General features: G+C 63.9%; 20 protein-coding genes. 7 read left to right on the top strand and 13 right to left on the bottom strand.

The features are described 5' to 3' along the window. Nucleotides 1–81: 81 nt before the first annotated feature. Nucleotides 82–720, bottom strand: coding sequence for a peroxiredoxin (locus BLT86_RS17735; RefSeq protein ID WP_003464457.1), 639 nt, complete (start codon nt 718–720; stop codon nt 82–84). Between the two features lie 117 nt (nt 721–837). On the opposite strand from BLT86_RS17735, the gene BLT86_RS17740 reads away from it, so the two are divergent. Continuing rightward, nucleotides 838–1,293: a GNAT family N-acetyltransferase gene (locus BLT86_RS17740; RefSeq protein WP_017676006.1), complete on the top strand. Its 456-nt coding sequence runs from the start codon at nt 838–840 to the stop codon at nt 1,291–1,293. On the opposite strand, the gene BLT86_RS17745 is transcribed toward BLT86_RS17740, so the two are convergent. The 7 genes from BLT86_RS17745 to chrA form a co-directional block, all read right to left on the bottom strand. Continuing rightward, the gene (locus BLT86_RS17745) at nt 1,290–1,982 is read right to left on the bottom strand and encodes a response regulator (RefSeq protein WP_092378595.1); all 693 of its coding nucleotides are present in this window, start codon (nt 1,980–1,982) and stop codon (nt 1,290–1,292) included. The two genes, BLT86_RS17740 and BLT86_RS17745, sit on opposite strands and share 4 nt — an antisense overlap. Further along, the gene (locus BLT86_RS17750; protein WP_092378598.1) at nt 1,982–4,633 is read right to left on the bottom strand and encodes a sensor histidine kinase; all 2,652 of its coding nucleotides are present in this window, start codon (nt 4,631–4,633) and stop codon (nt 1,982–1,984) included. Before BLT86_RS17750 ends, BLT86_RS17745 begins: the two co-directional genes overlap by 1 nt. Before the next feature lie 10 nt (nt 4,634–4,643). Then, nucleotides 4,644–5,201, bottom strand: coding sequence for a potassium-transporting ATPase subunit KdpC (gene kdpC, locus BLT86_RS17755; protein ID WP_092378601.1), 558 nt, complete (start codon nt 5,199–5,201; stop codon nt 4,644–4,646). A gap of 120 nt (nt 5,202–5,321) precedes the next feature. Further along, nucleotides 5,322–7,379: a potassium-transporting ATPase subunit KdpB gene (gene kdpB / locus BLT86_RS17760; protein ID WP_092378604.1), complete on the bottom strand. Its 2,058-nt coding sequence runs from the start codon at nt 7,377–7,379 to the stop codon at nt 5,322–5,324. Between the two features lie 13 nt (nt 7,380–7,392). Beyond that, entirely contained in the window at nt 7,393–9,081 is a 1,689-nt protein-coding gene (gene kdpA / locus BLT86_RS17765) for a potassium-transporting ATPase subunit KdpA (protein WP_003464470.1), read from the bottom strand. A gap of 10 nt (nt 9,082–9,091) precedes the next feature. Next, nucleotides 9,092–9,181: a hypothetical protein gene (locus tag BLT86_RS17770; RefSeq protein ID WP_021490657.1), complete on the bottom strand. Its 90-nt coding sequence runs from the start codon at nt 9,179–9,181 to the stop codon at nt 9,092–9,094. A 307-nt stretch (nt 9,182–9,488) separates the two neighbouring features. Beyond that, on the bottom strand, nt 9,489–10,823 hold the full coding sequence (gene chrA / locus BLT86_RS17775; RefSeq protein ID WP_055985306.1) for a chromate efflux transporter: 1,335 nt from the start codon (nt 10,821–10,823) through the stop codon (nt 9,489–9,491). A gap of 675 nt (nt 10,824–11,498) precedes the next feature. Here chrA and BLT86_RS26475 point away from each other — a divergent pair. Together BLT86_RS26475 and BLT86_RS17785 are read left to right on the top strand one after the other, a co-directional pair. Continuing rightward, nucleotides 11,499–11,801, top strand: coding sequence for a WYL domain-containing protein (locus tag BLT86_RS26475; protein ID WP_082469371.1), 303 nt, complete (start codon nt 11,499–11,501; stop codon nt 11,799–11,801). A 100-nt stretch (nt 11,802–11,901) separates the two neighbouring features. Continuing rightward, entirely contained in the window at nt 11,902–13,671 is a 1,770-nt protein-coding gene (locus BLT86_RS17785) for a cold-shock protein (RefSeq protein ID WP_092378607.1), read from the top strand. Nucleotides 13,672–14,345: 674 nt separating this feature from the next. On the opposite strand, the gene BLT86_RS17790 is transcribed toward BLT86_RS17785, so the two are convergent. The 4 genes from BLT86_RS17790 to BLT86_RS17805 all read right to left on the bottom strand — a co-directional run bounded on the left by BLT86_RS17790 (nt 14,346) and on the right by BLT86_RS17805 (nt 18,290). Then, nucleotides 14,346–15,077 carry an ABC transporter ATP-binding protein gene (locus BLT86_RS17790; protein ID WP_055985310.1) on the bottom strand — a complete coding sequence of 244 codons (732 nt, stop codon included), beginning with the start codon at nt 15,075–15,077 and terminating at the stop codon, nt 14,346–14,348. Then, nucleotides 15,074–15,904 carry an ABC transporter permease gene (locus tag BLT86_RS17795; RefSeq protein ID WP_055985313.1) on the bottom strand — a complete coding sequence of 277 codons (831 nt, stop codon included), beginning with the start codon at nt 15,902–15,904 and terminating at the stop codon, nt 15,074–15,076. Before BLT86_RS17795 ends, BLT86_RS17790 begins: the two co-directional genes overlap by 4 nt. A 3-nt stretch (nt 15,905–15,907) precedes the next feature. Continuing rightward, complete coding sequence (locus BLT86_RS17800) at nt 15,908–16,900, bottom strand: aliphatic sulfonate ABC transporter substrate-binding protein (protein WP_055985316.1); 993 nt, start codon at nt 16,898–16,900, stop codon at nt 15,908–15,910. A 70-nt stretch (nt 16,901–16,970) separates the two neighbouring features. Then, nucleotides 16,971–18,290 carry an OprD family porin gene (locus tag BLT86_RS17805; protein WP_055985319.1) on the bottom strand — a complete coding sequence of 440 codons (1,320 nt, stop codon included), beginning with the start codon at nt 18,288–18,290 and terminating at the stop codon, nt 16,971–16,973. A gap of 632 nt (nt 18,291–18,922) precedes the next feature. Between BLT86_RS17805 and BLT86_RS17810 the strand changes: the two genes are divergently transcribed. The 4 genes from BLT86_RS17810 to BLT86_RS17825 all read left to right on the top strand — a co-directional run bounded on the left by BLT86_RS17810 (nt 18,923) and on the right by BLT86_RS17825 (nt 23,525). Next, nucleotides 18,923–19,882, top strand: a complete 960-nt coding sequence (locus BLT86_RS17810) for an aliphatic sulfonate ABC transporter substrate-binding protein (RefSeq protein ID WP_045735781.1) — start codon at nt 18,923–18,925, stop codon at nt 19,880–19,882. Further along, nucleotides 19,879–21,108 carry an acyl-CoA dehydrogenase family protein gene (locus BLT86_RS17815; RefSeq protein ID WP_055985326.1) on the top strand — a complete coding sequence of 410 codons (1,230 nt, stop codon included), beginning with the start codon at nt 19,879–19,881 and terminating at the stop codon, nt 21,106–21,108. Before BLT86_RS17810 ends, BLT86_RS17815 begins: the two co-directional genes overlap by 4 nt. A gap of 103 nt (nt 21,109–21,211) precedes the next feature. Beyond that, the gene (locus BLT86_RS17820; protein ID WP_055985329.1) at nt 21,212–22,138 is read left to right on the top strand and encodes a sulfurtransferase; all 927 of its coding nucleotides are present in this window, start codon (nt 21,212–21,214) and stop codon (nt 22,136–22,138) included. A gap of 202 nt (nt 22,139–22,340) precedes the next feature. Continuing rightward, nucleotides 22,341–23,525: a YeeE/YedE thiosulfate transporter family protein gene (locus BLT86_RS17825; RefSeq protein WP_055985334.1), complete on the top strand. Its 1,185-nt coding sequence runs from the start codon at nt 22,341–22,343 to the stop codon at nt 23,523–23,525. Between the two features lie 168 nt (nt 23,526–23,693). Here BLT86_RS17825 and BLT86_RS17830 read toward each other — a convergent pair whose 3' ends face one another. Next, on the bottom strand, nt 23,694–24,935 hold the full coding sequence (locus tag BLT86_RS17830; RefSeq protein WP_017676023.1) for an MFS transporter: 1,242 nt from the start codon (nt 24,933–24,935) through the stop codon (nt 23,694–23,696). Nucleotides 24,936–25,006: the final 71 nt, after the last annotated feature.

Consider the following 25,006-nt stretch of genomic DNA (forward strand, 5'->3'; position numbering starts at 1 on the left):
CGCGCTCGACTTTACGAGCTGCAAATGAGCAGTCCGAGCCCGGTTTTAACGCAGTAAGGCCGACGCGCAGCAGATCGCTCCTTAGCGGTTCGGCTGCGGCGTCAGGCGCAGATAGGGTTTGACCGCGCGATAGCCTTTCGGGAAGCGCTCGGCGATCTCGGCCTCGTCCTTCAACGACGGCACGATCACCACCTCTTCACCGTCCTGCCAGTTGGCCGGCGTGGCCACCTTGTAGTTGTCGGTCAGTTGCAGCGAATCGACGACGCGCAGGATTTCATTGAAGTTGCGCCCGGTACTAGCCGGATAGGTGATGGTCAGGCGCACCTTTTTGTTCGGGTCGATGACGAACAGCGAACGCACGGTCAGGGTGTCGTTGGCGTTCGGGTGGATCAGGTCGTAGAGGTCGGACACCTTGCGGTCGGCATCGGCGATGATCGGGAAGTTGACCGCGGTGTTCTGCGTCTCGTTGATGTCATCGATCCATTTGATGTGCGAATCCACCGGGTCGACCGACAGGGCGATGGCCTTGACGCCACGCTTGGCGAACTCATCCTTGAGCTTGGCGGTGAAGCCCAGTTCGGTGGTGCACACCGGCGTGAAGTCAGCCGGGTGGGAGAAGAGGATGCCCCAGCTGTCGCCCAGCCACTCGTGGAATCGAATGCGGCCTTCGCTGGAATCCTGTTCGAAGTCAGGGGCGATGTCGCCCAGACGGATGGTCATGATCGTGCTCCTTGGCAGTAGCTTGCGTGGCGCTCACTATGCTCAGGAACCAATCGAAATAAAAAGAATAAATAATGATTTATTTATAACCAAAAAGTTATTCGAGGAAGGTTCGTCATGTCCACCCCAAGCCTGCACAAGGTTCCCAGCGAACAGGTACCGATGGCGCTGCTGCTGGAGGCCGACCCCAGCCCCAGCGTCATCGCCCGCTATCTGCAGGAGGGTCATTGCGTGGTCGCATGCCTGGACGACGCGATCATCGGCGTCTACGTGATCAAGGCCATGACCGCCGATACCTGGGAACTGATGAACATCGCCGTGGCGCCCGAACACCAGGGTCAGGGTATCGGCGCCCTGCTGCTACGTCACGCCATCGACCAGGCCCGGCAGCTCGGGGCGCAGCGCCTGGAGCTGGGCACCGGCACATTCGGTCACCAGCTGACCTTCTACCAGCGCGCCGGTTTTCGCGTGGTGGCGGTTGAGCCGGATTATTTCCCGCAGCACTACCCCGAGCCGCTGTTCGAGAACGGCCTGCAGCATCGAGATCGTTTGCGCCTAGCCTTGGTACTTTAGGCGGGCTCGCGCAGGCGATAACCCACACCGGCCTCGGTGATCAGGTAGCGCGGCGCGGCCGGGTCGTCGCCGAGTTTCTGCCGCAGGTGGCCGACCACCACGCGTAGGTAATGGCTGTCACCGACGTGGCTCGGCCCCCAGACATCGCGCAGCAGTTGCTGCTGGGTCACCACACGGCCAAGGTACTGGGCGAGCAGCGCCAGCACCGCGTATTCCTTGGGCGTCAGGGCGATTTCGGCGCCGTCGAGGCTGACCCGACGATAGGCCAGGTCGATGCTCAGCGCACCACAGACGATGCTCGCCGGCAGCGCTTCTCGGCCCTGCCCCTGGCGCAGCAACACGCGTACGCGGGCGAGGAACTCCTGGATGCCGAACGGCTTGGTCACGTAGTCGTTGGCGCCGCCGTCCAGCGCCAGCACCTTCTCACCCTCGCTGGCACGCACCGAGAGCACCAGCACCGGCACCTGGCTCCATTCGCGCAGGCCGCGCAGCACCTGCTGGCCATCGAGGTCGGGCAGGCCGAGGTCGAGCACGATGAGATCGGGGTTATGCAGCGCCGCCTGGGCCAGGCCGTCTTCGCCGTTCGCCGCCTCCAGTACCCGGTAGCCCTGGGCACTGAGGGCGATGCGCAGGAACTTGCGAATCTGCGCCTCGTCGTCGATCAGCAGAATGTTCGGCCCTTGGCTCATCAGTCTTCCTCGGCGGCTTGCGGTTGCGCGGTCAATGGCAGGTGCAGGGTCAGGCTGGCGCCACGGCCGTCGAGCCCCTCGCCGACCGTGACGCGGCCGCCATGGGCACCCACCATGCCCTGGCAGATCGCCAGGCCCAGGCCCGTGCCCTGGCCGCCGCGATCACCCCGCGCTGCGGTGTAGAACATGTCGAAGATCTTCGCCCGTTCCGCCTCGGGAATGCCAGGGCCCTGGTCGGCGACGACGAAGCGCAGCGCCTGTTCGTCGTACTCCAGCGCCACGCGCAGACGGCCACCGGGCGGCGAGAAGCGCGCGGCATTCTCCAGCACATTGATCAGTGCCTGCTCGATCAGCGCCGCGTGTACGTACAGCAGCGGTGGTTCCGGCGGCAGTACGCATTCGACCTGCAGCGGCGCGAGTACCGCGCGCAGGCGTTGCAGGGCGCTGGCGACGATGTCGCTGGGCGCCACCCAGTCGCGCGCCAGTTTGAGCCCGCCATGGCCGAGGCGGGTCATGTCGAGCAGGTTCTGAATGTAGCGGTCGAGGCGCTCGGCCTCGTCGCGGGTGCCCTCCAGCAGCTCGTTGCGATCCGCCGCGGGGATCGCATCGCCCAGCGCCAGCAGACTGTCGATGGAGCCGCGCATGGCCGTCAGCGGCGTGCGCAGGTCGTGCGACACCGAAGCCAGCAGCGCGCTGCGCAGTTCCTCGGTCTGCCCGTGCAGGCGCGCCGCTTCCAGCTCCTCGGCCAATTGCGCACGGGCCAGGGCCTGCGCCAGCGGCTGGCCCAGGGCAGCCACCAGGCGTCGGCGCCCGTCCGCCAGCGGCGCGCCGTCGACACGCTGCAGGCCGATCAACAGTAGCGGCCCCTCCTCGCCGCACAGCGGCCACCACCACCAGCGGCTGCTGGGCAGGGTGTCGGTGCCAAGTCCCGCTGGCTGCTCGTGCTGCCAGGCCCAGTCGGCGGCGGCGCGCTCGGCATCGGGCAACTCGGCGTGCAGACCGCCCTCATGCTGCCACTGACCATCCGCCGAACGCGACAACAGGGTCAGCTGCATCTCGGCCCAGCCGCCCAGTTGCTGCTCGGCCACCGCCAGCACGGCCTGGCGGTCGGCGGCGACGGTGAGCTTGCGCGACAGCTCCAGCAGCGCCGTGGTTTCACTCTGCGCCTGACGCAGCGCCTGCACCTGGCGCCGCTGGCGGCTGGCCAGGTTGCCGGTCAGCCCGGCCATGAGCAGGAAGAACAGCAGGGTCAGCACGTCCTCCTGACGCTGGATCTGCATGGTCAGGGTCGGCGGAATGAACAGGAAGTTGTAGGCCAGGAACGACAATCCCGAGCACGCCAGCGCCGGTCCCAGGCTGCTGCGCACCGCCACCAGCAGCACGGCGGCGAGAAACACCAGAGAGATGTTCGGCAACTCCAGCACCCGCGCCAGGCCGAGGGAGATCAGCGTGGCGCAGGCAGTCGCCAGTGCGGCCAGCAGGTAGTCGCGCCAGCGCGGGGCGATGCGCGTGCGCCGGCCAGCCCGTGGCTGATCTCCTGCTGCATCCAGCACGCTCACCTCCAGCCCGGCCCCGGCGGCCAACAGACGTTCGCCGAGGCCACGACCGAACCAGCGCCGACGCAGGCGCCGTGTGCTGCTGCCGACCAGGATCAGGCTGGCGCGGCGCTCGCGGGCGTGGTCGAGCAGCGTGCGCGCCACCGAGTCGCCGTGCAGCGTCACCACCTCGCCACCGAGGCGCTCTGCCAGGCGCAGCGCCGCTTGCAGACGCCCACGCTGGTCCTCGTCCATGGCCCGGCGGCTGTCCACGTGCACCACCGACCAGGGCAGATGACGCCGCTCGGCCACCGCGCAGGCGTGGCGCACCAGGCGCTCGGCCTCGCCGTCGCCGTCCACTCCCACCAGCAGGCGCCCGAGCACGCTGGGCGCGGCCTGGCCGAGCTGGCGGTAGCGTTGGTCGAGGTCGGCATCGACCCGCGCGGCGGCAGTCTGCATGGCCAGTTCGCGCAGCGCGGTGAGGTTGGTCGGCGAGAAGAAGGCGTCGATGGCCGCCCGCGCCTGCTCGGGCATGTACACCTTGCCGTCACGTAGACGCTCGAGCAGCTCACGCGGCGGCAGGTCGACCAGCTGGATCTCGTCGGCTTCCTGCAGCACCCAGTCCGGCACCGTTTCACGCACCTGCACGCCGGTGATATCGCGGACGCGGTCGTTGAGGCTTTCCAGGTGCTGCACGTTGACCGTGGTGTAGACGTCGATGCCGGCAGCAAGCAGCTCCTGCACGTCCTGCCAGCGCTTGGCGTGGCGACTGCCGGGCGCATTGCTGTGCGCCAGCTCATCCACCAGCGCCAGCTTGGGTGGGTCGGCCAGCAGGCCGTCGAGATCCATCTCGCTCAGCTCCAGGCCGCGATACGGCAGGCGCAATGGCGGCTGTTGCGGCAGGCCCAGCAGCAGCGCCTCGGTCTCGCTGCGGCCGTGGCTTTCCACCACCCCGGCGCGCAGCGCCACGCCCTGGCGCAGTTGCGCATGGGCGGCCTGGAGCATGGCGTAGGTCTTGCCCACGCCCGGCGCCGCGCCGAGAAACACCTTGAGCCGGCCACGGCCTTCGCGGGGCAGGTCGGCGAGCAGCGCTTCGGCGCGCAGGCTGTCGTTCATCGAGCACTCGTCACTGGGAAGAAGTGGAGGGATTGTCGACTAGCGCCAGGTTCAGAGCCAGCACATTGACCACCGCCGGGCCGAACAGCGGGCGCTCGGTGTATGCCTCGACCAGGCGCAGCAGCTCGGCCTCAGCCAGGCCACGGGCCTGGGCGATGCGCGGAATCTGCCAGGCGGCGGCCTCGGGCGACAGCTGCGGGTCGAGGCCGCTGCCCGAGGTGGTCACCAGTTGCATCGGCACTGGCGTGTCACCGGCAAGGCCGGCGCTGGTCTGCTCGATGCGGGCAAACAGCTTCGGATTGCCAGCCGACAGGTTGCTGGCGCCGCTGGCAACGGTGGCGTAGCTACCTGCCGAGGGGCGCGGCTGGAACCATTGATCGCCGTCGAAGGCCTGGGCGATCAGGCGGCTACCGCGCACCTGGCCGGCGTCGTCACGCACCAGGCTGCCGGCGGCCTGATCGGGAAAGGCCACCTGGGCCACGCCGGTGACTGCCAACGGATAAGCCACGCCGGTGAGCAGGGTCATGAAGGCCAGTGTGGTGATGGCGGGGCGAATAGAGTTAAGCATGATGAATCTCCGATATCGATTCTTTGCTTGTGTAGGAGCGAATTCATTCGCGATGGCCTTGCCTGCTTGCCAGCCATTTCGCGGATAAATCCGCTCCTACAGAACGTTCAAACAACGCACTTACACCCAGCCCAACCCCACCAGCAGCAGGTCGAGCAGCTTGATTCCGACAAAGGGCGCGAGGAGCCCGCCGAGGCCGTAGATCAGCAGGTTGCGCCGTAGCAGTTGGCCGGCGTCCAGCGCCTGGACGCGCACGCCGCGCAGCGCCAGCGGGATCAGCGCGACGATGATCAGCGCGTTGAACACGATGGCCGAGAGGATCGCGCTTTGCGGGCTGTGCAGCTGCATCAGGTTGAGCGCGCCGAGCTGCGGGTAGATGCCGGCGAACAGCGCCGGGAGGATGGCGAAGTACTTGGCCACGTCGTTGGCCACCGAGAAGGTGGTCAGCGCGCCGCGCGTCACCAGCAGCTCCTTGCCCACTTGCACCACGTCGATCAGCTTGGTCGGGTCGCTGTCCAGATCCACCAGGTTGGCGGCCTCGCGCGCGGCCTGGGTGCCGTCGTTCATCGCCAGGCCGACGTCGGCCTGGGCCAGCGCCGGGGCGTCGTTGGCGCCGTCGCCGCACATCGCCACCAGCTTGCCTTCGGCCTGCTCGGCGCGGATGCGCGAGAGCTTCTTCTCCGGCGTGGCCTCGGCAATCACGTCGTCGACACCCGCCTCGGCGGCGATGGCAGCGGCGGTCAGCGGGTTGTCGCCGGTGACCATCACGGTGCGGATACCCATGGCACGCAACTCGGCGAAGCGCTCGCGGATGTCTGGCTTGACCACATCCTTGAGGTGGATGGCGCCGAGCAGGCGCCCGTCCCCGGCCACCAGCAGCGGCGTGCCGCCACTCTGGGCGATCTTCTCCACCTCGCGCGCCAGGGGCGCCGGCAGATCACTACGGCCCAGGCCGAGGTAGGCCAGCACCGCATCCACCGCGCCTTTACGATAAGCCACGCCACCCACATCAGCACCGGACAGGCGCGTCTCGGCGCTGAAGGCGATCAGCGTCATGCCGCTACGCTCGGGCACCTCCATCGGGTGCAGCGCTGCCAGGTACTCGACGATGGACTTGCCCTCGGGCGTGTCGTCGCCCTGCGAGGCCAGCAGCGCCGCCTCGGCCAACTCCGGCGTAGACACCCCCGGCGCCTTGACCATGGCGCTGCAGCGGCGGTTGCCAAAGGTGATGGTGCCGGTCTTGTCCAGCAGCAGGGTGTGCACGTCGCCCGCCGCCTCCACGGCGCGGCCGGACTTGGCGATGACGTTGAGGCGCACCAGGCGATCCATGCCGGCGATGCCGATGGCCGAGAGCAAGCCGCCGATGGTGGTCGGGATCAGCGTCACCAGCAGCGCCGCCAGGTAGATCAGCGGCAGGTCGCCACCGGCAAAACGGGCGAACGGCTGCAGCGTGGCCACCACCAGCAGGAAGATCAGGGTCAGGCCGATCAGCAGGATATCCAGCGCCACTTCGTTGGGCGTCTTCTGCCGGCGCGCGCCTTCGACCAGGGCGATCATGCGGTCGAGGGTGGACTCGCCGGGGTTGGCGCTGATCCGCACCAGCAACCAGTCCGACACCAGTCGGGTGTTGCCGGTCACCGCCGAGCGGTCGCCGCCGGACTCGCGGATCACCGGCGCGGACTCGCCGGTAATCGCCGCTTCGTTGACCGCCGCGACGCCTTCAATCACCTCGCCGTCGCCGGGGATCAATTCACCGGCCACGACCCGCACCACATCGCCCTTGCGCAGGCTGCTGGCCGGTACGGACTGGAACTGCGCACCGACCTGCTTGCGCGCCATCAGCCCCTGGCTGCCGGACTTCAGGCTGTCGGCGCGGGCCTTGCCACGGCCCTCGGCCAGGGCCTCGGCGAAGTTGGCGAAGAGCACGGTGAACCACAGCCACAGGGCAATCTGCACGCCCAGGGCGGTGCTCACGGCAGGGCTGGGGACAAAGCACAGCACGCTGGTGACCAGCGCCGTCAGCTCCACCACCAGCATCACTGGCGAGCGCACCAACTGGCGCGGGTCGAGCTTGACGAAGGCCTGCTTGAGGGCCGGGCGCCACAGCGCGCCGAGGCCGGTCTGCGGCTGGCTGCTGGACGATTTGGCGCTGCGTTGCGCCGTTACGGGGGCATTCATCACGGTTTCTCCTTCAGAACGCCAGGTGTTCGGCCAGCGGGCCCAGGGCCAGCGCCGGCATGAAGGTCAGGCCACCCACCAGGAGGATGGTCAAGGTCAGCAGCACGACGAACAGCGGCCCATGGGTCGGGAAGCTGTTCTGCCCCTGCGGCGCGGCGCGCTTGGCCGCCAGGCTGCCGGCAATCGCCAGCACCGGCAGGATGTAGCCGAAGCGCCCGAGCAGCATGGCCAGGCCGAGCATCAGGTTGTGGTAGGGGGTGTCGGCGGTGAAGCCGGCGAAAGCCGAGCCGTTGTTGCCGGTGGCCGAGCCGTAGGCATACAGCGCCTGGCTGAAGCCGTGCGGGCCGGGGTTGCCGATGGACGCCGCCGGCCCGGCGAAACTCGCCGCCAGGGCGCCAAACACCAGCACGCCGACCGGCATCACCAGCAGCGTGGCGACCATCAGCCGTACCTCGCGGGCCTCCAGCTTCTTGCCCAGATAGGCCGGCGTGCGACCGATCATCAGGCCGGCGAGGAATACCGCAATCAGCACGAACAGCAGCATGCCGTAGAGGCCCGCGCCGACGCCGCCGAAGACGATCTCGCCGAGCAGCATATTGACCAGCGGCACCAGCCCGCCGAGGGCACTGAAGCTGTCGTGCATGGCGTTCACCGAGCCGTTGGACGCCGCCGTGGTGGTGGTCGCCCAAAGCGCCGAAGCGAAGCTGCCGAAGCGCGCCTCCTTGCCCTCCAACGAGCCGACCTGCTCGATGGGCAGCCCCGCCAGCGCCGGGTTCGGCTGCAACTCCGCCCAGGCGCAAACACCCAGGCCGATGACGAACAGCAGCAGCATGCTGGCCAGGATCGCCCGGCTCTGGCGCAGGTCACGCACGTAATGGCCGAAGGTGAACACCAGCGCCGCCGGGATCAGCAGGATCGACGCCAGCTCCAGCAGGTTGCTCAGCGCCGTGGGGTTCTCGAATGGATGCGCCGAGTTGACGCCGAAGAAGCCGCCGCCGTTGGTGCCCAGTTGCTTGATGGCGATCTGGCTGGCCGCCGGCCCCATCGGCAGGGTCTGCTCGCTGCCCTGCAGGGTGGTGGCCGAGACGTAGTCGCTGAAGTTCTGCGGCACGCCCTGCCACACCAGCAGCACAGCCAGCACCAGGCACAGCGGCAACAGGCCGTAGAGCACGGCGCGGGTGATATCCACCCAGAAATTGCCCAGGCAGTCGTTGGACTGCCGCGCCAAGCCACGGCACAGCACCACCAACACCGCCAAACCCACCGCCGGGCTGACGAAGTTCTGCACACCGAGCCCAATCATCTGACTGAAGTAACTGAGCTGCGCCTCGCCGCTGTAGGCCTGCCAGTTGGTATTGGTGACGAAGCTCACCGCCGTGTTGAACGCCAGTGGCAGGCTCAGTCCGGCGAGCTGCTGCGGGTTGAGCGGCAAGGCGCCCTGTAGCAACAGAATGCTCATCAGCGCCAGCAGGCAGACCAGGGTGAAGGCCAGCAGCGCCAGGGCGTAGCCGCGCCAGCTCTGCTCACGCTCCGGGTCGACGCCGGCCACGCGGTAGCACAGGCGCTCCACCGGCTGCAGCAACGGGCTGAGCCAGGTGCGCTGGCCCTCCATCACGCGGTAGAAGTAGCGCCCGAGAAAAGGTGCCGGTGCCAGCACCAGCAGGAGGAAGGCCGCCAGCAGCAGCCAGTCGTAGTCGTGCATGGCCGTCTCCTCAACCACGCCCGGCGGTCAGCAGCGCCGACAGCAGGTAGGCGAAGAGGCCGACCACCAGGATCAGCGACACACCATCGATTGCGTTCATGTGCAAAGCTCCACGATGCGGGGAATCCGCTCGCGAGCATTGTCGAAAGGCTGGCCGTAAAAATTCGATTGGCACCCCGCCGCCGGGGCGTAAAGAAATCGTATTGATGCAGTGGGATCAGCCCTGTGGAAGGCGCTTCAGCGGCGACTTGTCCAGGCCTAGCGGCTGTCGCGGCTAAAGCCCCTCCCACAAAAGCCCTGGCAGCGCGCTCCCGTAGGGTGGGTTAGCGGCGCAAAACACCGCTCAAACAGCCGCGCACCCACCTCAAGCGCCGCGTAACCCACCAAGCGCTCGCAAGCCCAACCACTCAACCCAACAACCGAACCGCCAAGCCCACCAGTGCACAGGCCACCAGCGTCTCAATCACCCCACGCTTGAAGCCCAGCAACGCCACGCCCGCACCGAGGGTAATCAACGCCGACACCCAATCGAACGTACCGGCGAAGCCCTCTGGCCAGAGCACGTGATAACCGAAGAACAGCGCCAGGTTGAGGATCACCCCGACCACCGCAGCGGTGATCCCGGTCAGCGGCGCTGTGAACTTCAACTGACCGTGGGTCGACTCCACCAGCGGCCCGCCGGCGAGGATGAACAGAAACGACGGCAGAAAGGTGAACCAGGTGACCAGCACCGCCGCCAACGCGCCACTGGCGAAGGCCGAATCGCCACCGAACACCGGCTGGCCAAAGGCACCAACGAAGGCGACGAAAGCCACCACCATGATCAGCGGCCCCGGCGTGGTTTCACCCAGCGCCAGGCCATCGATCATCTGCGTCGGCGTCAGCCAGCCGTAGTGACCCACTGCGCCCTGATACACATAGGGCAATACCGCATAGGCGCCGCCGAAGGTCAGCAACGCCGCCTTGGTGAAGAACCAGCCCATCTGCGTCAGTGTGCCCTGCCAGCCGAACGCCAGGGTTAGCAGGCCCATCGGCAACAGCCAGAGCAGCGCGCCGACCAGCAGGATCAGCGCCAGGCGGCTGGAGCGAAGGTGCGTGTGCGCCAGGCGCGTCTCGTCATCGATCAATGCCGGCGCATGCGCCCCGACCTTCTCGCCATGGCCACCACCGACCGCGAAGTGCTGCGGCGCCAGTCGCCCACCGATGTAGCCCACCAGCGCGGCGCCCAGCACGATCAGCGGGAACGGCAGCTGCAGGGCGAAGATGGCCACGAAGGCCGCCGCCGCGATGGCCCACAGCCAGATGTTCTTCAACACCCGACCGCCGATGCGCCAGGCCGCCTGCAGCACGATGGCCGTCACCGCCGGCTTGATGCCATAGAAGATCCCCGCCACCAGCGGCACATCGCCGAACACAAGATAGACCCAGGACAGCGCGATCAGGATCAACAGCGACGGCAGCACGAACAGCGCCCCGGCGATCACCCCGCCCCAGGTGCGGTGCATCAACCAGCCGATATAAGTCGCCAACTGCTGCGCCTCCGGCCCGGGCAGCAACATGCAGTAGTTCAGCGCATGCAGAAAGCGCCGCTCGGACAACCAGCGGCGCTTCTCCACCAACTCCTGATGCATGATTGAAATCTGCCCGGCCGGCCCGCCGAAGCTGATCAACCCCAGCTTCAGCCAGAACCAGAACGCCTGCAGCAAACTGACCGGGGCGGGACGCTCGGGGGACTCGGACATCGAAGGGCTCCAGCAACTGAAATCGACCGGCCACTATAGCTGCGAAACATGACAACCGCGTGACCCCGAACGAAAAATCACCAGCTCCAGGCAGCCCTTACCCCACCTGGGCTGGAAGAGTTTTCCCGCATCTTATCCACAGCACTTTCCCCAGATTTTGTGCACGACACCCGGCAACACGCCCCCGCCCAGCTCAGCAGTTGAAAACCCGAGCCAAGTGATTGATTAAAAGCGATATTCCGCCTGGCGATAACGCCAGTACAACGTCATTGGACAAAAATTGAACGGCCTGCCGTGACCCGCTTGGATGCTAGGCGCGAAGCGCTTTTTGCAAAGGTTATCCACAGTGGTGTTCACAGAATTTGTGGGTGGGTTTGGGAAGGTCTGGATCGCCGTTTCTCCAACGGCAAACCACTGGCATGGCATTTTGCCAACGGAACATGGACAGTGTGCCGATGGATGGACTAGGTTCTGGCTTGGTTCTGCTGGTGATGCGATCCAGCGGATTAGGCTTGTTGCCATTACTGTTGTTTTCTACCTTGGTACTGCGGCCACCACCAAGCGAAACAAGGGTCTGCGGGACGACAAGAAGGTTGTGTAACAGGTTTCGCAGGGAATGCTGCTTTATGTCTCCTAATTAATCGTTAGGAAACACTAGACAAAGAAGGAACTTTTATGAATCAGCAAATTATTGAACGTGCCATCCGTGAAAAATCTGTAGTGACTTTTAACTACGGCGGGCACTCTCGCCATGTGGAGCCTCATATACTAGGTGTAAACGGGGGCTCTCTCCAATTGCTTGGTTACCAAATAGGTGGTTCCAGCAGATCCGGAGGCCCACTGCCCGAATGGCGTCGATTTGAATTAGATCGGATCACTAACCTAAGTATCACAACTCGGAAATTCTCAGGCCGCAGGTCTTTCCCTTCAGGCAGACACAGTTCCTGGGATCGCAAAATAATTATTGTTGACAGTTAGTTATTACTAAAACTTGAAGCACTTTCTAGAAAGCGCCACCATAAAACCGTAACCACCTCGTTTTCAAAGAACCTTTACGCAAACATACAGGAAAGCCCAAATGAGCACTCAAGGAATTTTTAAAGGTTGGCTAAACAAAAAAGCGTACGGGTTCATTAAAATACCTGACGACTCTTCAGATATATTTTTACATATCACTCACGCTACAAATCCTTTGGAGCTCAGCGCTGGATGCCAAGTAGAGTTCGAAATAGATACCAGCGAAAAGAAAAGACAAGCAGTCAATGCGAAATTAATAGCGCCTCCTCACTACCCCCCACTGAAAGATAACGGCTCATCAAGAGTTCCATACAACAACAGCCATGAGCAACTCCAAGACTCAGAGCAAATAACTGATGAAACCTTAGAATCCGAAGAAATAGAAGAATTAGACACAGACGCAGCCAACAACGCATTACTTTCTGAAATATCTCGCTGGAAAAGGGAAGCAAAAAGCGAAGACAACACTCGATATTTTTGGCATGTCAGGGAAGTAGATCAAATCTCCCAAGGAGAAAAATGTTTCGTAATCGGCAGAAAGGGTTCAGGAAAAACAGCCATATGCGAGCACTTTAGTGCGTTATCGAGCCATGATGTATTTTCTGAAAAGCTCAGCTTTAAAAACTTCCCATTCAATGAGCTATACGACCATAAAAATGCAAAATACACCAAACCAAATCAATTTATTACCATCTGGAAATACCTAATATACAGCTCAATTTGCAGACTGATGCTAAAAGACAATTCCGTTGATTTAGAAATCAGGGAGCAGCTATCTAAAATATATGATGACAAGGCACCACTGAGCCGTAGGATAGGGCGCTGGGTAAGCAAAGACTTTGGCTTTTCGCTTTTTGGATTATCATTAAAGATAACCAGAAGCGAAGACACTCACGAGCCAACCAACTGGATAAAGAACGTAGACTACCTAGAAGATCTATTGCTAAATCATGTTAGCGAAAGCAAATACTACATCCTCTTTGACGAACTTGATGAAGACTACAGAGACATTGTTGCAGAAGAACAGTTCGAACAATACACAGCATTAATAACAAGTCTTTTCAAAGCAGTCCAAGACATTAGGAGTATTTTTGGTGGAGGAGGCGCCAAAATCCTGCCGATTGTGTTCCTGCGTGACGACATATACGACCTAGTAAAGGACTCTGACAAAAACAAATGGGGAGATTTCAGGGTCGACCTAAACTGGGATGTAGAAAAAATCAAACGCCTCATTGCTTTTCGTATATCAAGGGCAATTGACCAAGACTGCAAGAACATTCTCCCATTTGATGCAGCTTGGGGTCGAGTATTTGGAGCGCGCCGAATTGGCGTAGGATCGAACAGACAAAAAAGCAAGATATCCACTTTTGAATTCATCTGTCGAAGTACTTTAATACGCCCACGAGACTTTGTCCTTTACCTCCAAAATTGCGCACAGCATGCAATAGAATCAAACGTCCAGATTGGACCAACCGTTGTGAGATACGTCGACAAAGCTTTCTCAAACTACTTGAGACAAGAATTAACTGATGAATTATTTGCTATCTTACCTGACATCTCCAACACCTTTGACACAATTTCACAGTTAAGAAAATGGAATTTTTCCATCCCGGAATTCGAGCAGGCATATCAACAGCGTGTAGAACAAGGATTCATCCAAGAGCGAAACGTAAAATTTGTTCTACAAATTCTTTTCCTATTCAGCGTCATCGGAAACAGCCCTCGCGGAGGACGTTATGTTTTTCGCTATCAAAACAGAGAAGCAAGATTAAATTATAATGAAAGGGTCGTTGTTCATAGGGGGTTATTTAAAGCATTGCAGATACTTTAGCTCCTAATAGCAAGGAGTCCAGGCAGTGCCCCAAAGAGGACAGATTTATTTACTGCACTTGCAACCAACAGAGCATAAAAAATTCGGTGCGCATGGCGCACCCTAGGATAAGAACGCCGATGCATCATGCGCGCGAGTAGCCCCTTCAGGAGGGTGAGCGGAATCGTCGCGGAAGAGGTTGAGCGGCATGGATGCCGCGAGAGCTGCGATGGGCCAGGGATGGCCCTTCGCAGCGGGCCTCTGGAGCGACGATGGAGCGAACGAACCCCGGCGAAGCCGGGGCCGGATGGCGGGGCGGGCGGTTTTGGTTACTTTTGCCAAGACAAAAGTGACTCGCCCGGCAGGGCGAAATCAACACGTCAGCGCGTAGGGCGTACCGGGACGCCGGCCGTTCGGAAGCAGTACGCCGATGATGTGTCGGGCGCAGGATCTAATCTCAGCACGGCCTGGCGGGCTGCTCGCTTCGCGAGCGAGGCCGCCCTACGTCAGCATGTAGCCTGGGTAGAGCGCCTTCAGCCGAATGACACGTTCGGTTTCATACCCGCCATAACCTCTGAGCCTCGCCCTGATAAAGCCCCCGGATTTCATCCGGGCTACAAAAGCCTGCGCGTGCGGCGCGGGCAAAAAAATCGGGCCTTACGGCCCGAAAAAGTACTCCACCTTGAAGAGTTCGTTTACAGCACGTGCGACTGGTACAGCTCGGTCAGGGCCTCGCCGCGCAGGTAGGCCAGTTCGGCCGAGCGGCGGTCGCGGGGGCGGGCCAGGGGCACGGCCAGTTCGCGTTGCAGGCGGCTTGGCGTGCCGCCGAGGATCAGCACGCGGTCGCTTAGATAAAAGGCTTCGTCGAGGTCATGGGTGACCAGCAGCACGGCGATTTCGTAGCGGGCAGCCAGCTCCACCACCAGATCCTGCAGCTTCATGCGGGTGAAGGCGTCCACCGCGCTGAAGGGCTCATCCAGCAGCAGCACCTGCGGTTTGCCGTACAGCGCACGGGCAATGGCCACGCGTTGTGCCTGACCGCCGGATAGGTGTTTGGGCAACGCCTCGCCACGCCCGTGCAAGCCGACGTCGCGGAGCAATTGTTCCACCCATTTATCATCCGCCACCCAGCCATCGGCGAAGCCGACGTTCTGCGCCACGCTGAGCCAGGGCATCAGCCGGGGTTCCTGGAACACCACGCCGATGCCGCTGCCACGCCCGAAGTTGAGCAGCGGGTTGAGTTCCAGCCCGCCCTGATAGTCCTGATCCAGCCCGGCGGCGATGCGCAGCAGGGTGCTCTTGCCGCAGCCGGAGGGGCCGAGCAGGCTCACTACTTCGCCGGCGGCCAGGCTCAGGCTGACGTCTTCGAGCACGCGCACGTCAGCGAAGGCCTTGTGGATATTCTGCAGTTTCAGCAGCGCACTCATGCTTCGCCCTCCCCACCCTGGTAACTGTCGCGCCAGCGCAGGGCGCGGGTTTCCCAGGCCTTGAGCAGGCTGTCGCTGAGTTTGCCGAACAGCGCCAGCAGCAGGATCGCGGCGATCACCAGATCCGGCCGCGAGGTTTCCCGACCGTCGCTGAGCAGGTAGCCGAGGCCACGGGTGGCGGCGATCAGTTCGGCGGCGACGAGGAACATCCAGCTCAGGCTGAGCGCCCCGCGCAAGCCGGTGAACAGGCTCGGCAGCGCAGCCGGCAGCAGAATGCGGCGCACCAGCGCCATCGGCGACAGGCCGTAGAGCTGGCCCACCTCCACCAGCTTGCGGTCGATGTTGCGGATGCCGGCGAGCAGCGCCAGGTACACCGGGAAGAAGGCGCCGAGGGCGATCAGCACGATTTTCGGCGTTTCGTCGATGCCCAACCAGAGCAGCAGCAGCGGCACCCAGGCCAGGCTCGGGATGGCCCGCAGCGCCTGGAAGGTCGGCTCCAGATAGGCCTCAGCGCGACGACTGAGGCCCACCCAGGTGCCGATGACGATGGCCAGCGCGGCGCCGATGGCAAAACCGGCGCCGACGCGCAGCAGGCTGGCGTTCAGATGCCGCCACAGCTCGCCACTCTGCGCCAGCAGGTATAGGGTTTGCGCCACCTGGCTCGGCGCAGGCATCTGGTGCGCGGGCAATACGCCGCTGCGCACCAGGGCTTCCAGCAGAGCCAGAATCAGCAGGGGCACCACCCAACCACGCAGGTCGGTCAGTGCCGGCCGCCAGCCTGGAAGCCGTTCGGCCCAGCGACCGATGACGAGGTTGAGCGCGCCCATCGGTCAGTTCCCCGCCTTGGCCACGTTGCTGCCGATCACCTGAGCGGCCAGTTGCGGCTGGATCAGTTGGTCGACCACCTGAGCGACGTCGGTGCCCGGACGCACCAGTTGCTCGTCGAGCAGGATGGGTGCAGAGGCTTTCAGCGCCTTGATGTGTTCGGCGCCCGGCTGCGGGTTGCTGAAGTCGGTGCGCGACAGTTGCAGCTTGGCCACTTCCAGCGGCAGTTTGGCTTCGTCGGCGAGCAACTGGGCCAGGGCATCGGGGTTGGCGATGGCCCACTGGCGCGCCTGCTCATAAGCGGCGATCACCTGCTTGATCAGCTCGGGCTGCTCCTTGGCGAACTTTTCGGTGACGCTGAGCACGCTGTAGCTGTTGAAGTCACGATTGCGGTACAGCAGGCGCGAACCAGCCTGCAGCTCGCTGGCCGCCATCAGCGGGTCGAGCCCGGCCCAGGCCTGCACGTCGCCGCGCTCCAGGGCGACGCGACCGTCCGGGTGTTGCAGGTGGACGATCTCCACGTCGTTCTTGTCCAGCCCGGCCTTCTGCAGGCTTTGCAGGAGGAACAGGAAAGGGTCGGTGCCCTTGGTGGCGGCGACCTTTTTACCCTTGAGGTCGGCCAGCGACTGGACGGGCGAGTCCTTGGGCACCACCAGCGCTGTCCACTCCGGGCGGCTGGCGACGTAGACGGTGTTGATCGGCGCGCCGTTGGCGCGGCTGAGCACGGCGGCCAGGCCGGCAGTGGAGGCGAAATCGGTGCTACCTCCGTTGAGGTATTCCAGCGAGCGGTTGCTGCCCTGGCTGAATGTCCATTTGACGGCGATGCCCTGCGGCGCGAGGGCTTTTTCCAACAAGCCCTGCTGCTTGAGCACCAGGCTGGTGGGGGCGTAGTAGGCGTAGTCCAGGCGGACTTCTTTCGGTGGTGCGGCATGTACGGCGGCTGGCAACCAGGCGGCGAACAGCGCCGCCAGGCCAACACGCAAGGCATTCTTCTTCATGGTCATCTCCTCGTGGATATATGGCCTTCCGGCCCGTTGGCGGGCCGGTCAGGAGATGTCACAACTTGGGTTACAGCAGGGTCAGGGTGTAACTCAGGATCAGGCGGTTTTCGTCGGCGTCGGTGGTGACGTTGCCGCGCTGGGTCGCGTTGCGCCAGGACACGCCGAGGCCTTTCAGCGGGCCGTCCTGCAGGGTGTAGTCGAGGCGGAAGTCGCGCTCCCACTCTTTCAGGTCACCGTTGGCGGAGTCGACGTTGTCACCCTTGAGGTAAGCGACGCTGGCCTTCAGGCCCGGGACGCCGAGTTTGGTGAAGTCATAGCCGTACTCGGCCAGCCAGGTGCGCTCGCCGGCGTTCTGGAACTTGCCGATCTGGCGGTCGGTGATCAGGTAGGACGAGCTGCCGCCGCCCTGGTTGAGGAAGGGGAAGGCGCTGTCGCCTTCGACCTGCTGGTAGCCCAGGCTGGCGAAGTGGCTGCCCAGGGTGTAGGTGAACAGCGCGCTCCAGGTCTGGTTGTCGACCTCGCCGGTGCTGCTGTCGCCAGCACGCCAGTAGCCGGCGCTGCGGTAGCCATCGGCACGGCCGGAGGCGCTGCCGTTCTTGCCGTCGGAGCCACTGTCGAAGTAGCGCAGATCGGTCTTAAGCGAACCCGGGCCGATCGCCCAGTTGTGCACCAGGCCGAGGAAGTGCTGTTTGTAGAAGTCTTCAAGGTTGCCGTAGTAGTACTGCAGCGTCAGGTCCTTGGTCAGCTTGTAGTCACCACCGGCGAAGTAGAACTTGTTGGTGTCGGCGTCACCGGTGGCGCCGGCGATACGCAGAGAGATGTCGTCGGTGGAGCTACGAGTCTTGGTGCTTTCCAACTGGCCGGCGGTCAGGGTCAGGCCGTCGATCTCGTTGGAGGTGATCTGCCCGCCCTCGAAGGTCTGCGGCAGCAGGCGGCCGTCGTTGAAGGTCACCACCGGCAGCTTCGGCAGCAGGGTGCCGAGGCGCGCCTCGGTCTTGGACAGGCGCACCTTGGCGGTCACGCCGGCCTTGCTGTAGTCGTCCACGGCGCTGCCGTCGCTGTCGAGCGGGAACAGCTGGCCTGGGGTGCGATCACGGCCGGCCTTGCTTGCGGTGCCGCCGGAGTCCAGCTTCACGCCAAGCAGGCCGATGGCGTCGAGGCCGAAACCGACGGTGCCCTGGGTGAAACCGGAGCTGTAGTTGAAGATGAAACCCTGACCCCACTCTTGCGCCTCGCCGTTGTTGTTGGCGGTGTTCTTGTTGTTCAGGTCGTAATAGAAATTGCGCAGGCCGATGCTGGCCTTGCTGTCTTCGATGAAACCGGCGGCGGTGGCCTGGTTGGCGATGGCGGCCAGCGTGACGGCCAAGGCCAGGGTGGATTTTTTCATGCTCGATGCTCCAAGTGCTTTGTGTGCTGTTCTGGGGTTGGCACTGCACAGGGGCTCGGCAGGACAGCGGACATGGCGCTGGTCTCGGCGGATTGGCATACGAACCTGGTCACGATCTGCTGCGCGTCGGCCATGCTGCGTTGAAACCAGGCTCAAAATGCTCATTTACAGCTCGTAAACTGCGCTTTTTCGCCTGATTTCGCCTTGCCTGACTCTAGCTCGCGAGACCGTGAACAGGTTCTAAGAGCCCCTGATTCGGGCCCGATGCGGTGGTCCGCTGTCGGCTGGTGGCTAATCTACGGAATACACACTAATCCCTAAAAAGAATTATTTTTCACTTTGTAGTAACTAAAAAGAATATAAGCCTGATCCCGATGCAATTCGGTCCGTAGGAGCCGATTCATCCGCGAATCCTGCGAGCCACTTCTGACGGCTTGCTTCGCCAGCCCGCACAGAGCCCCCGCCGCGCCTGACAAACTGGCCTTAGCTAATTCCTAAAAATTATTTAACAACTGCTTTTTATATCGACTAGCTTCTCTTCACCGGATCACCGGACTTCTTTTTCTAAACACTGAAGTACGCGTGATCCGCCGCAATCCCATGGCCGGCACGTGTTCGTATCGAGAGCCGCCATGTCCAACACTCATTCCAAACGCAGCACACTGATCGCCGCCTCGCTGGCCATCGGTCTGCTCGTCGCTCCGCTCACCGAGGCTGCCGAGCAACTGCGCATCGGCTACCAGAAATCCTCCACGCTGATCAGCCTGCTGAAGAGCCAGGGCACCCTGGAGAAGGCACTGGCCGACCAGGACATCACCATCAGCTGGCACGAATTCCCCAACGGTCAGCCGCTGCTGGAAGCGCTCAACGTCGGCAATATCGATCTCTCTGCCGATGTCGCCGACACCGTGCCGGTATTCGCCCAGGCCGCCGGTGCCGACCTCGCCTATTTTGCCCAGGAAGCACCCTCCCCCAGCGCGCAGGCGATCATCGTGCGCGAGGATTCGCCGATCAAAACCCTGGCCGACCTCAAGGGCAAGAAGGTCGCCGTGACCAAGGCAGCCGGCGTGCACTACCTGCTGATCGCCGCGCTGAACAAGGCTGGCCTGAAGTTCAGCGACATCGAACCCGCCTACCTGACCCCGGCCGATGGCCGCGCCGCCTTCGAGAACCGCAAAGTGGACGCCTGGGTCACCTGGGAGCCCTTCCTCAGCGGCGCGCAGCAGCAGTTGCCGACGCGCATCCTCGCCGACGGCAAGGGCCTGGCCGACTACCAGCGCTACTACCTGACCAGCGCCAAGTTCGCCAAGAGCCACCCGCAGGTGCTGCAGACCGTGTTCGCCGAGCTGGTGAAGACCGGTGACTGGCTGCGCGCCAACCCGCGCCAGGCGGCTGAAATCCTCGGCCCGCTGTGGGGCAACCTCGACCCGGCCATCGTCGAGAAAGCCAACGCCAAACGCAGCTACCAGGTGCGTCTGGTACAGCCAGACAGCCTCGCCGAGCAGCAGAAGATCGCCGATGCCTTCTACGGCGCCAGCCTGCTGCCGACCTCAGTGGATGCCCGTGAAGTGAGCATCTGGAGCCCGCAATGAGCGCCGAGGCCCGCCTGCATCCCAGCCTGCGCGACGAACCGTTGTTCGCCGCGCACCTGTTCCCCGTGGACTTCGGCAGCCGCACGGCCAAGGTCGAACGCCTGGCCCGGCGCCTGGCGGCCAGCGCGGTGGAGCGTGATCGTGCTGGCGGCAGCGCCCAGGCCGAACGCGAGTTGATTCGTGAAAGCGGCCTGCTGACCCTGGCCGTGCCGCAGCAGTACGGCGGCCAGGGCGTGGCCTGGCCGGAGATCTACCGCATCGTGCGCTACCTGGCGGCGGTGGACAGCTCGCTGGCCCACCTGTTCGCCTTCCAGCACCTGCAGGTGGCGACCATCGTGCTATTCGGCAACCCCGATCAGCAGCGTCACTGGTTGACGCGTACGGTGCAGGAGCGCTGGTTCTGGGGCAACGCCACCAATGGCCGCGACACCGGCCTAAAGCTCAGCCCGCGTGAGGAGCATTACGAGCTCAATGGCAGCAAGTCGTTCTGCTCCGGCGCGCTCGGCGCCGATGCGCTGGTGATCAGCGCACCGCGCGGCAAGAGCCCAGAGGATCGCGTGTTCATCGTCCTGCCCAGCCAGCGCGAGGGGTTGGCGGTGAACAGCGACTGGGACGGCTTCGGCCAGCGCCAGACCGACAGCGGCACGGTGCAGTTCGAGCAGGTCTTCGTCGACGCCAGCGAGCTGCTCGGCCCGGTCGGCCCCAGCCCGCGTACCACCCTGCGCGCCTGCCTGTCACAGCTGATCCTCACCCAGCTCTACCTGGGCAATGCCCAGGGCGCGCTGGATGCAGCGCTGCGCTACACCCGCGAGCACAGCCGCGCCTGGCCGGCATCAGGCGTGGCCAATGCCAGTGACGATCCGTTTATCCAGCAACGCTACGGCGAACTGTGGCTGCGCTACCGCAGCGCCCTGCCCCTAGCCGAGCACGCCGCCCAGCGCCTGCAGAGCTCCTGGGAAAAACCGGCGCTGACCGCCGCCGAACGTGCCGAGGTGGCGCTAGCCATCAGCGAGGCCAAGGTGGTGGCGGTACGCGCGGCACTGGAGATCACCAGCCAGATCTTCGAAGCCATGGGCGCCCGCGCCACCAGCTCGCGTTACGGCTTCGACCGCTTCTGGCGCAACGTGCGGGTGCACAGCCTGCACGACCCCATCGACTACAAGGTGCGCGACCTCGGTCACTGGCTGCTCAGCGGCCAGGGGCCGCAGCCGTCGCTGTACGGCTGAGGGAGGTGCGTTCAACCGGGAATATGCATAGAAAAAAGCGGTATCTCGCTTCGATAAAGGCTGACTAGCCTGAAATCTGCCAACCTTAGAGAGGTCGTCGACAATGACTATCAAGACCCTGTTCGGCGCCGGCCTGCTGGCCGCCGCCACCCTGCTGCACACGCTGACGGCGCAGGCCGCCAGCGACTATCTGGTCAGTACCGACTGGCTGGAAAAGAACCTGAAAGATCCCAAGGTACGCATCATCGAAGTGAGCGTGGTGCCCGGCGTCTACGAGCGCGGGCATATCCCCGGCGCGGTGAACTTCGCCTGGCACAGCGACCTGGTCGACCCGGTACGCCGCGACATCGCCAGCCAGGAAGCCTTCCAGCAACTGCTGCGCAAGGCCGGGGTGAACGACGACAGCACCACCATTCTCTACGGCGACAACAACAACTGGTTCGCCGCCTGGGGCGCCTGGGTGTTCGACGTGTACGGCGTGGATAACGTCAAGCTGCTCGATGGCGGTCGCGCCAAGTGGGAAGCTGAAGGCCGTACTTTGGACAGCCGCGCCAGCACGCCGAAGGCTGGCAACGTCACGGTGCAGGCCGCCAACAAGGATCTGCGCGCCTTCCTGCCAGACGTGTTGGCCGCCGCGGAGAAGCGCAGCGACGTGCAACTGGTGGATATCCGCTCGCCGGACGAATACAACGGCAAGGTCTTCGCCCCGCAGGGCGTGCAGGAGCTGGCCGTGCGCGCCGGCCACGTGCCCGGCGCGGTGAACGTGCCCTGGGGCCAGGCGGTCGCTGCTGACGGCACCTTCAAGTCGGCTGAAGAGCTGAAGAAGGTCTACAGCGCAGTAGGTATCGATGGCAGCAAGCCGATCATCACCTACTGCCGCATCGGCGAGCGCTCCAGCCACACCTGGTTCGCCCTGAAGAAAATCCTCGGCTACGACGTGCGCAACTACGACGGCTCCTGGACCGAATACGGCAATGCCGTAGGCGTGCCGGTGGTGAACGTGGCGGGCACCGTCTGGGGCGGCAAGTAAGGTCTTGAACCGATCCAGGCGTAGGGTGGATCACGCCTCACCGATCCATCGCTATGAAGGCTGATGCCTCCTGTAGGAGCGGATTTATCCGCGAGTTTCGCGGCCGCAGCCGCTCCTACAAAACAAACGTCAGTCACGCACAACACGGCCCCGGCCTAAACACCGGGGCCGCTTTCGTCATTACGGTCAGCAAGGACAACCTATGACCGCCAGTATCGCCACTCCTCGCGCAACGCTGTCCATCGCTACGTCCGGCCTGCTCACCATCGCCCTGCTCGCCTTCATCTGGCAGCTGGCCGACGGCAGCAACGAAGGTCGCGCCTTCAGCTACTCGCTGGCCAGCGGCACGCTGTTCGGCCTGCTGCTGCAGCGTTCGCGCTTCTGTTTCTTCTGCGTCACCCGCGACTTCGTCGAACGCCGCATACCGGACGGCCTGCTCGGCCTGCTCGCCGCCCTGGCGCTGGGCACCCTCGGCTATCACGCGGTGTTCGGCGCCTTCCTGCCCGACCCCAGCGGCGGGCGCCTGCCCCCGGATGCCCATATCGGCCCGCTGAGCTGGGTTCTGGCTCTGGCCGCCACGGTGTTCGGCCTCGGCATGGCGATTTCCGGCTCGTGCATCAGCGCGCACCTGTATCGCCTCGGCGAGGGCAATTTCGCCTCGCTGGCCGCGCTGGGCGGCGCGCTGCTCGGCTTCGCCCTGGGCTTTTTAAGCTGGAACCCGCTGTATCTGGCCGCCCTGCAGGAAGCGCCGGTGCTCTGGCTGCCCGGCCGGGTTGGTTACGGCAGCTCGCTGCTGCTGCAACTGGCGCTGCTGGGTGCGCTGGCCGCCTGGCTGCTGCGTTATCGCCAGACGGGCTCTAGGACTGAAGCTCAAGGACTGTGGTCGCTGCTGTTCGGCGCACGCTGGCCGACCTGGGTCGGCGGTGTGCTGATCGGTGGGCTGGCGGTGCTGGCCTATTTTCGCGTCGCGCCACTGGGGGTGACCGCCGAACTGGGCAGCCTGGCGCGTACCGGCGCGGACAGCCTGGGCTGGCTGCCAGCACGCCTGGAGGGACTCGATGGCTTTTCCGGCTGCGCCACAGTGGTCAAGGAAACCCTGCTGTCGAACAACGGCCTGTTCGTCATCGGCCTGGTGATCGCAGCCTGGGCCAGCGCCCTGGCCGCCGGCGACTTCCGCCCCAGCAGCGGCGCACCCCGCGACTGGCTGCGCGGCCTGCTCGGTGGCGTGCTGCTGGGCTGGGGCAGCCTGCTGGCGTTGGGCTGCACGGTAGGCACGCTGCTGTCCGGAGTGATGGCCGGCGCGGTGTCGGGCTGGGTGTTCGGGCTGTTCTGCCTGGTTGGCATTGTGCTTGGGCTGAAGCTGCGAGCGCTGTTGCGCTTGGGCTGATGCACCTTCGTAGCCCGGATGAAATCCGGGGTCTTCTGCTGCAGGTTTCCCCGGATTTCATCCGGGCTACGGTTGCATCCGATCTGGCGCTGGGTGGGGGCGGTGCGCCCTACACGATTACCCCGTAGGGTGCGCTGTGCGCACCACGTCAAGCTGCGACACCAGCACTCAGGCCGCCTTGTTCGGCGACGCATCCTCGAAGCGGTCGACCCTGCGCAGGCTCTTGAAGCCGAGCATCCAGCCGCCAGTCACGGTCAGGGTGCAGGCGCAGCCGATCAGCGCCGCCGGCACCACGCCGAACCAGGCGGCGCTGGTGCCGGCGCGAAATTCGCCGAGCTCGTTGGAAGAGCCGATGAACAGCATGTTCACCGCGTTGACCCGGCCACGCATGGTGTCCGGGGTGGAGAACTGCACCAGCGAGGAACGGATGTACATGCTCACCATGTCCGCGCCGCCGGCCACCACCAGTGCGGCGAAGGACAGCCAGAACAGGCTGGACAGGGCGAACACCAGGTTGGCCACACCGAACAGGGCCACCGCGCCGAACATCACCAGGCCGACATGGCGGTTGAACGGCTTCATGCTCAGGTACAGACCGACCGACACTTCGCCGATGGCCATGGCGCTGCGCAGCAGGCCGAGCCCCGTCGGCCCGACTTCCAGCACTTCCTGGGCGTAGATCGGCAGCAGCGCTATCACGCCTCCAAGCAGCACGGCGAACAGGTCCAGCGAGATGGTGCCGAGGATGATCGGCCGCGTGCGGATGAAGTGGATGCCCGCGGTAAAACGCGCCCACGCGGTGGCTTCCAGCGCCTGCATCTTTTCCGCGTAGCGCACCGGTACCAGCGGCAGCAGTGCGGAGCCAGCAAGGAAGCAGGCCAGGCACACCGAATAGGTCAGCCCGCCACCGCCGATGGCATACAGGCCGCCGCCGATCACCGGGCCGGAAATGGTCGCGCCACGCATGATCATGCTGTTGGCGGCGATGGCCGCGGCCAGGCGCTCGCGCGGCACGATCTGCGGCAGCAGGCTCGATAGCGCCGGCCCGGTGAAGGCGCGGCCGCAGCCGTAGAGCACCAGCACCGCGTAATACCAACTGACGGCCGCTTCGCTCAGCGACAACCACAGCAACGCCGCCGCACACAGGCCTTCGACCAGCCAGCTGAGCATGAGGATGAGCTTGCGGTCGTAGCGGTCGATGAGGTCGCCGGCTGGCATCAGCAGCACCAGCATGGGGATGAACTGAGCCAGGCCGACATAGGCCAGCGACAGCGGATCACGCGTCAGATCGTAGACCTGCCAGGCCACCACAATGGCCTGGATCTGCACGGCGAACACCACCACGATGCGAGCGATGAGAAACGGCAGGAAACCGGGAAGTCGGTAAACGGAAACAGGGGCAGCGGACACGGCGAAAATCTCGAGGCAGAACCGGCCAGTGCCGGACGAGGTAAGCCGGCCAATCTACGGGAAAGCTCCGC

The sequence above is a fragment of the Pseudomonas sihuiensis genome (genome assembly GCF_900106015.1).
In the GTDB taxonomy this organism is placed as follows: Bacteria; Pseudomonadota; Gammaproteobacteria; order Pseudomonadales; family Pseudomonadaceae; genus Aquipseudomonas; species Aquipseudomonas sihuiensis.

Excerpts from the sequence above, each read along its gene's own strand:
- BLT86_RS17745 (WP_092378595.1), bottom strand. The coding sequence starts at position 1,982 with ATGAGCCAAGGGCCGAACATTCTGCTGATCGACGACGAGGCGCAGATT.
- kdpA (WP_003464470.1), bottom strand. The coding sequence starts at position 9,081 with ATGCACGACTACGACTGGCTGCTGCTGGCGGCCTTCCTCCTGCTGGTG.
- BLT86_RS17825 (WP_055985334.1), top strand. The coding sequence starts at position 22,341 with ATGACCGCCAGTATCGCCACTCCTCGCGCAACGCTGTCCATCGCTACG.
- kdpB (WP_092378604.1), bottom strand. The coding sequence starts at position 7,379 with ATGAATGCCCCCGTAACGGCGCAACGCAGCGCCAAATCGTCCAGCAGC.
- BLT86_RS17790 (WP_055985310.1), bottom strand. The coding sequence starts at position 15,077 with ATGAGTGCGCTGCTGAAACTGCAGAATATCCACAAGGCCTTCGCTGAC.
- BLT86_RS17800 (WP_055985316.1), bottom strand. The coding sequence starts at position 16,900 with ATGAAGAAGAATGCCTTGCGTGTTGGCCTGGCGGCGCTGTTCGCCGCC.
- kdpC (WP_092378601.1), bottom strand. The coding sequence starts at position 5,201 with ATGCTTAACTCTATTCGCCCCGCCATCACCACACTGGCCTTCATGACC.
- BLT86_RS17810 (WP_045735781.1), top strand. The coding sequence starts at position 18,923 with ATGTCCAACACTCATTCCAAACGCAGCACACTGATCGCCGCCTCGCTG.
- chrA (WP_055985306.1), bottom strand. The coding sequence starts at position 10,823 with ATGTCCGAGTCCCCCGAGCGTCCCGCCCCGGTCAGTTTGCTGCAGGCG.
- BLT86_RS17735 (WP_003464457.1), bottom strand. The coding sequence starts at position 720 with ATGACCATCCGTCTGGGCGACATCGCCCCTGACTTCGAACAGGATTCC.
- BLT86_RS17750 (WP_092378598.1), bottom strand. The coding sequence starts at position 4,633 with ATGAACGACAGCCTGCGCGCCGAAGCGCTGCTCGCCGACCTGCCCCGC.
- BLT86_RS26475 (WP_082469371.1), top strand. The coding sequence starts at position 11,499 with ATGAATCAGCAAATTATTGAACGTGCCATCCGTGAAAAATCTGTAGTG.
- BLT86_RS17815 (WP_055985326.1), top strand. The coding sequence starts at position 19,879 with ATGAGCGCCGAGGCCCGCCTGCATCCCAGCCTGCGCGACGAACCGTTG.
- BLT86_RS17805 (WP_055985319.1), bottom strand. The coding sequence starts at position 18,290 with ATGAAAAAATCCACCCTGGCCTTGGCCGTCACGCTGGCCGCCATCGCC.
- BLT86_RS17785 (WP_092378607.1), top strand. The coding sequence starts at position 11,902 with ATGAGCACTCAAGGAATTTTTAAAGGTTGGCTAAACAAAAAAGCGTAC.
- BLT86_RS17770 (WP_021490657.1), bottom strand. The coding sequence starts at position 9,181 with ATGAACGCAATCGATGGTGTGTCGCTGATCCTGGTGGTCGGCCTCTTC.
- BLT86_RS17795 (WP_055985313.1), bottom strand. The coding sequence starts at position 15,904 with ATGGGCGCGCTCAACCTCGTCATCGGTCGCTGGGCCGAACGGCTTCCA.
- BLT86_RS17820 (WP_055985329.1), top strand. The coding sequence starts at position 21,212 with ATGACTATCAAGACCCTGTTCGGCGCCGGCCTGCTGGCCGCCGCCACC.
- BLT86_RS17740 (WP_017676006.1), top strand. The coding sequence starts at position 838 with ATGTCCACCCCAAGCCTGCACAAGGTTCCCAGCGAACAGGTACCGATG.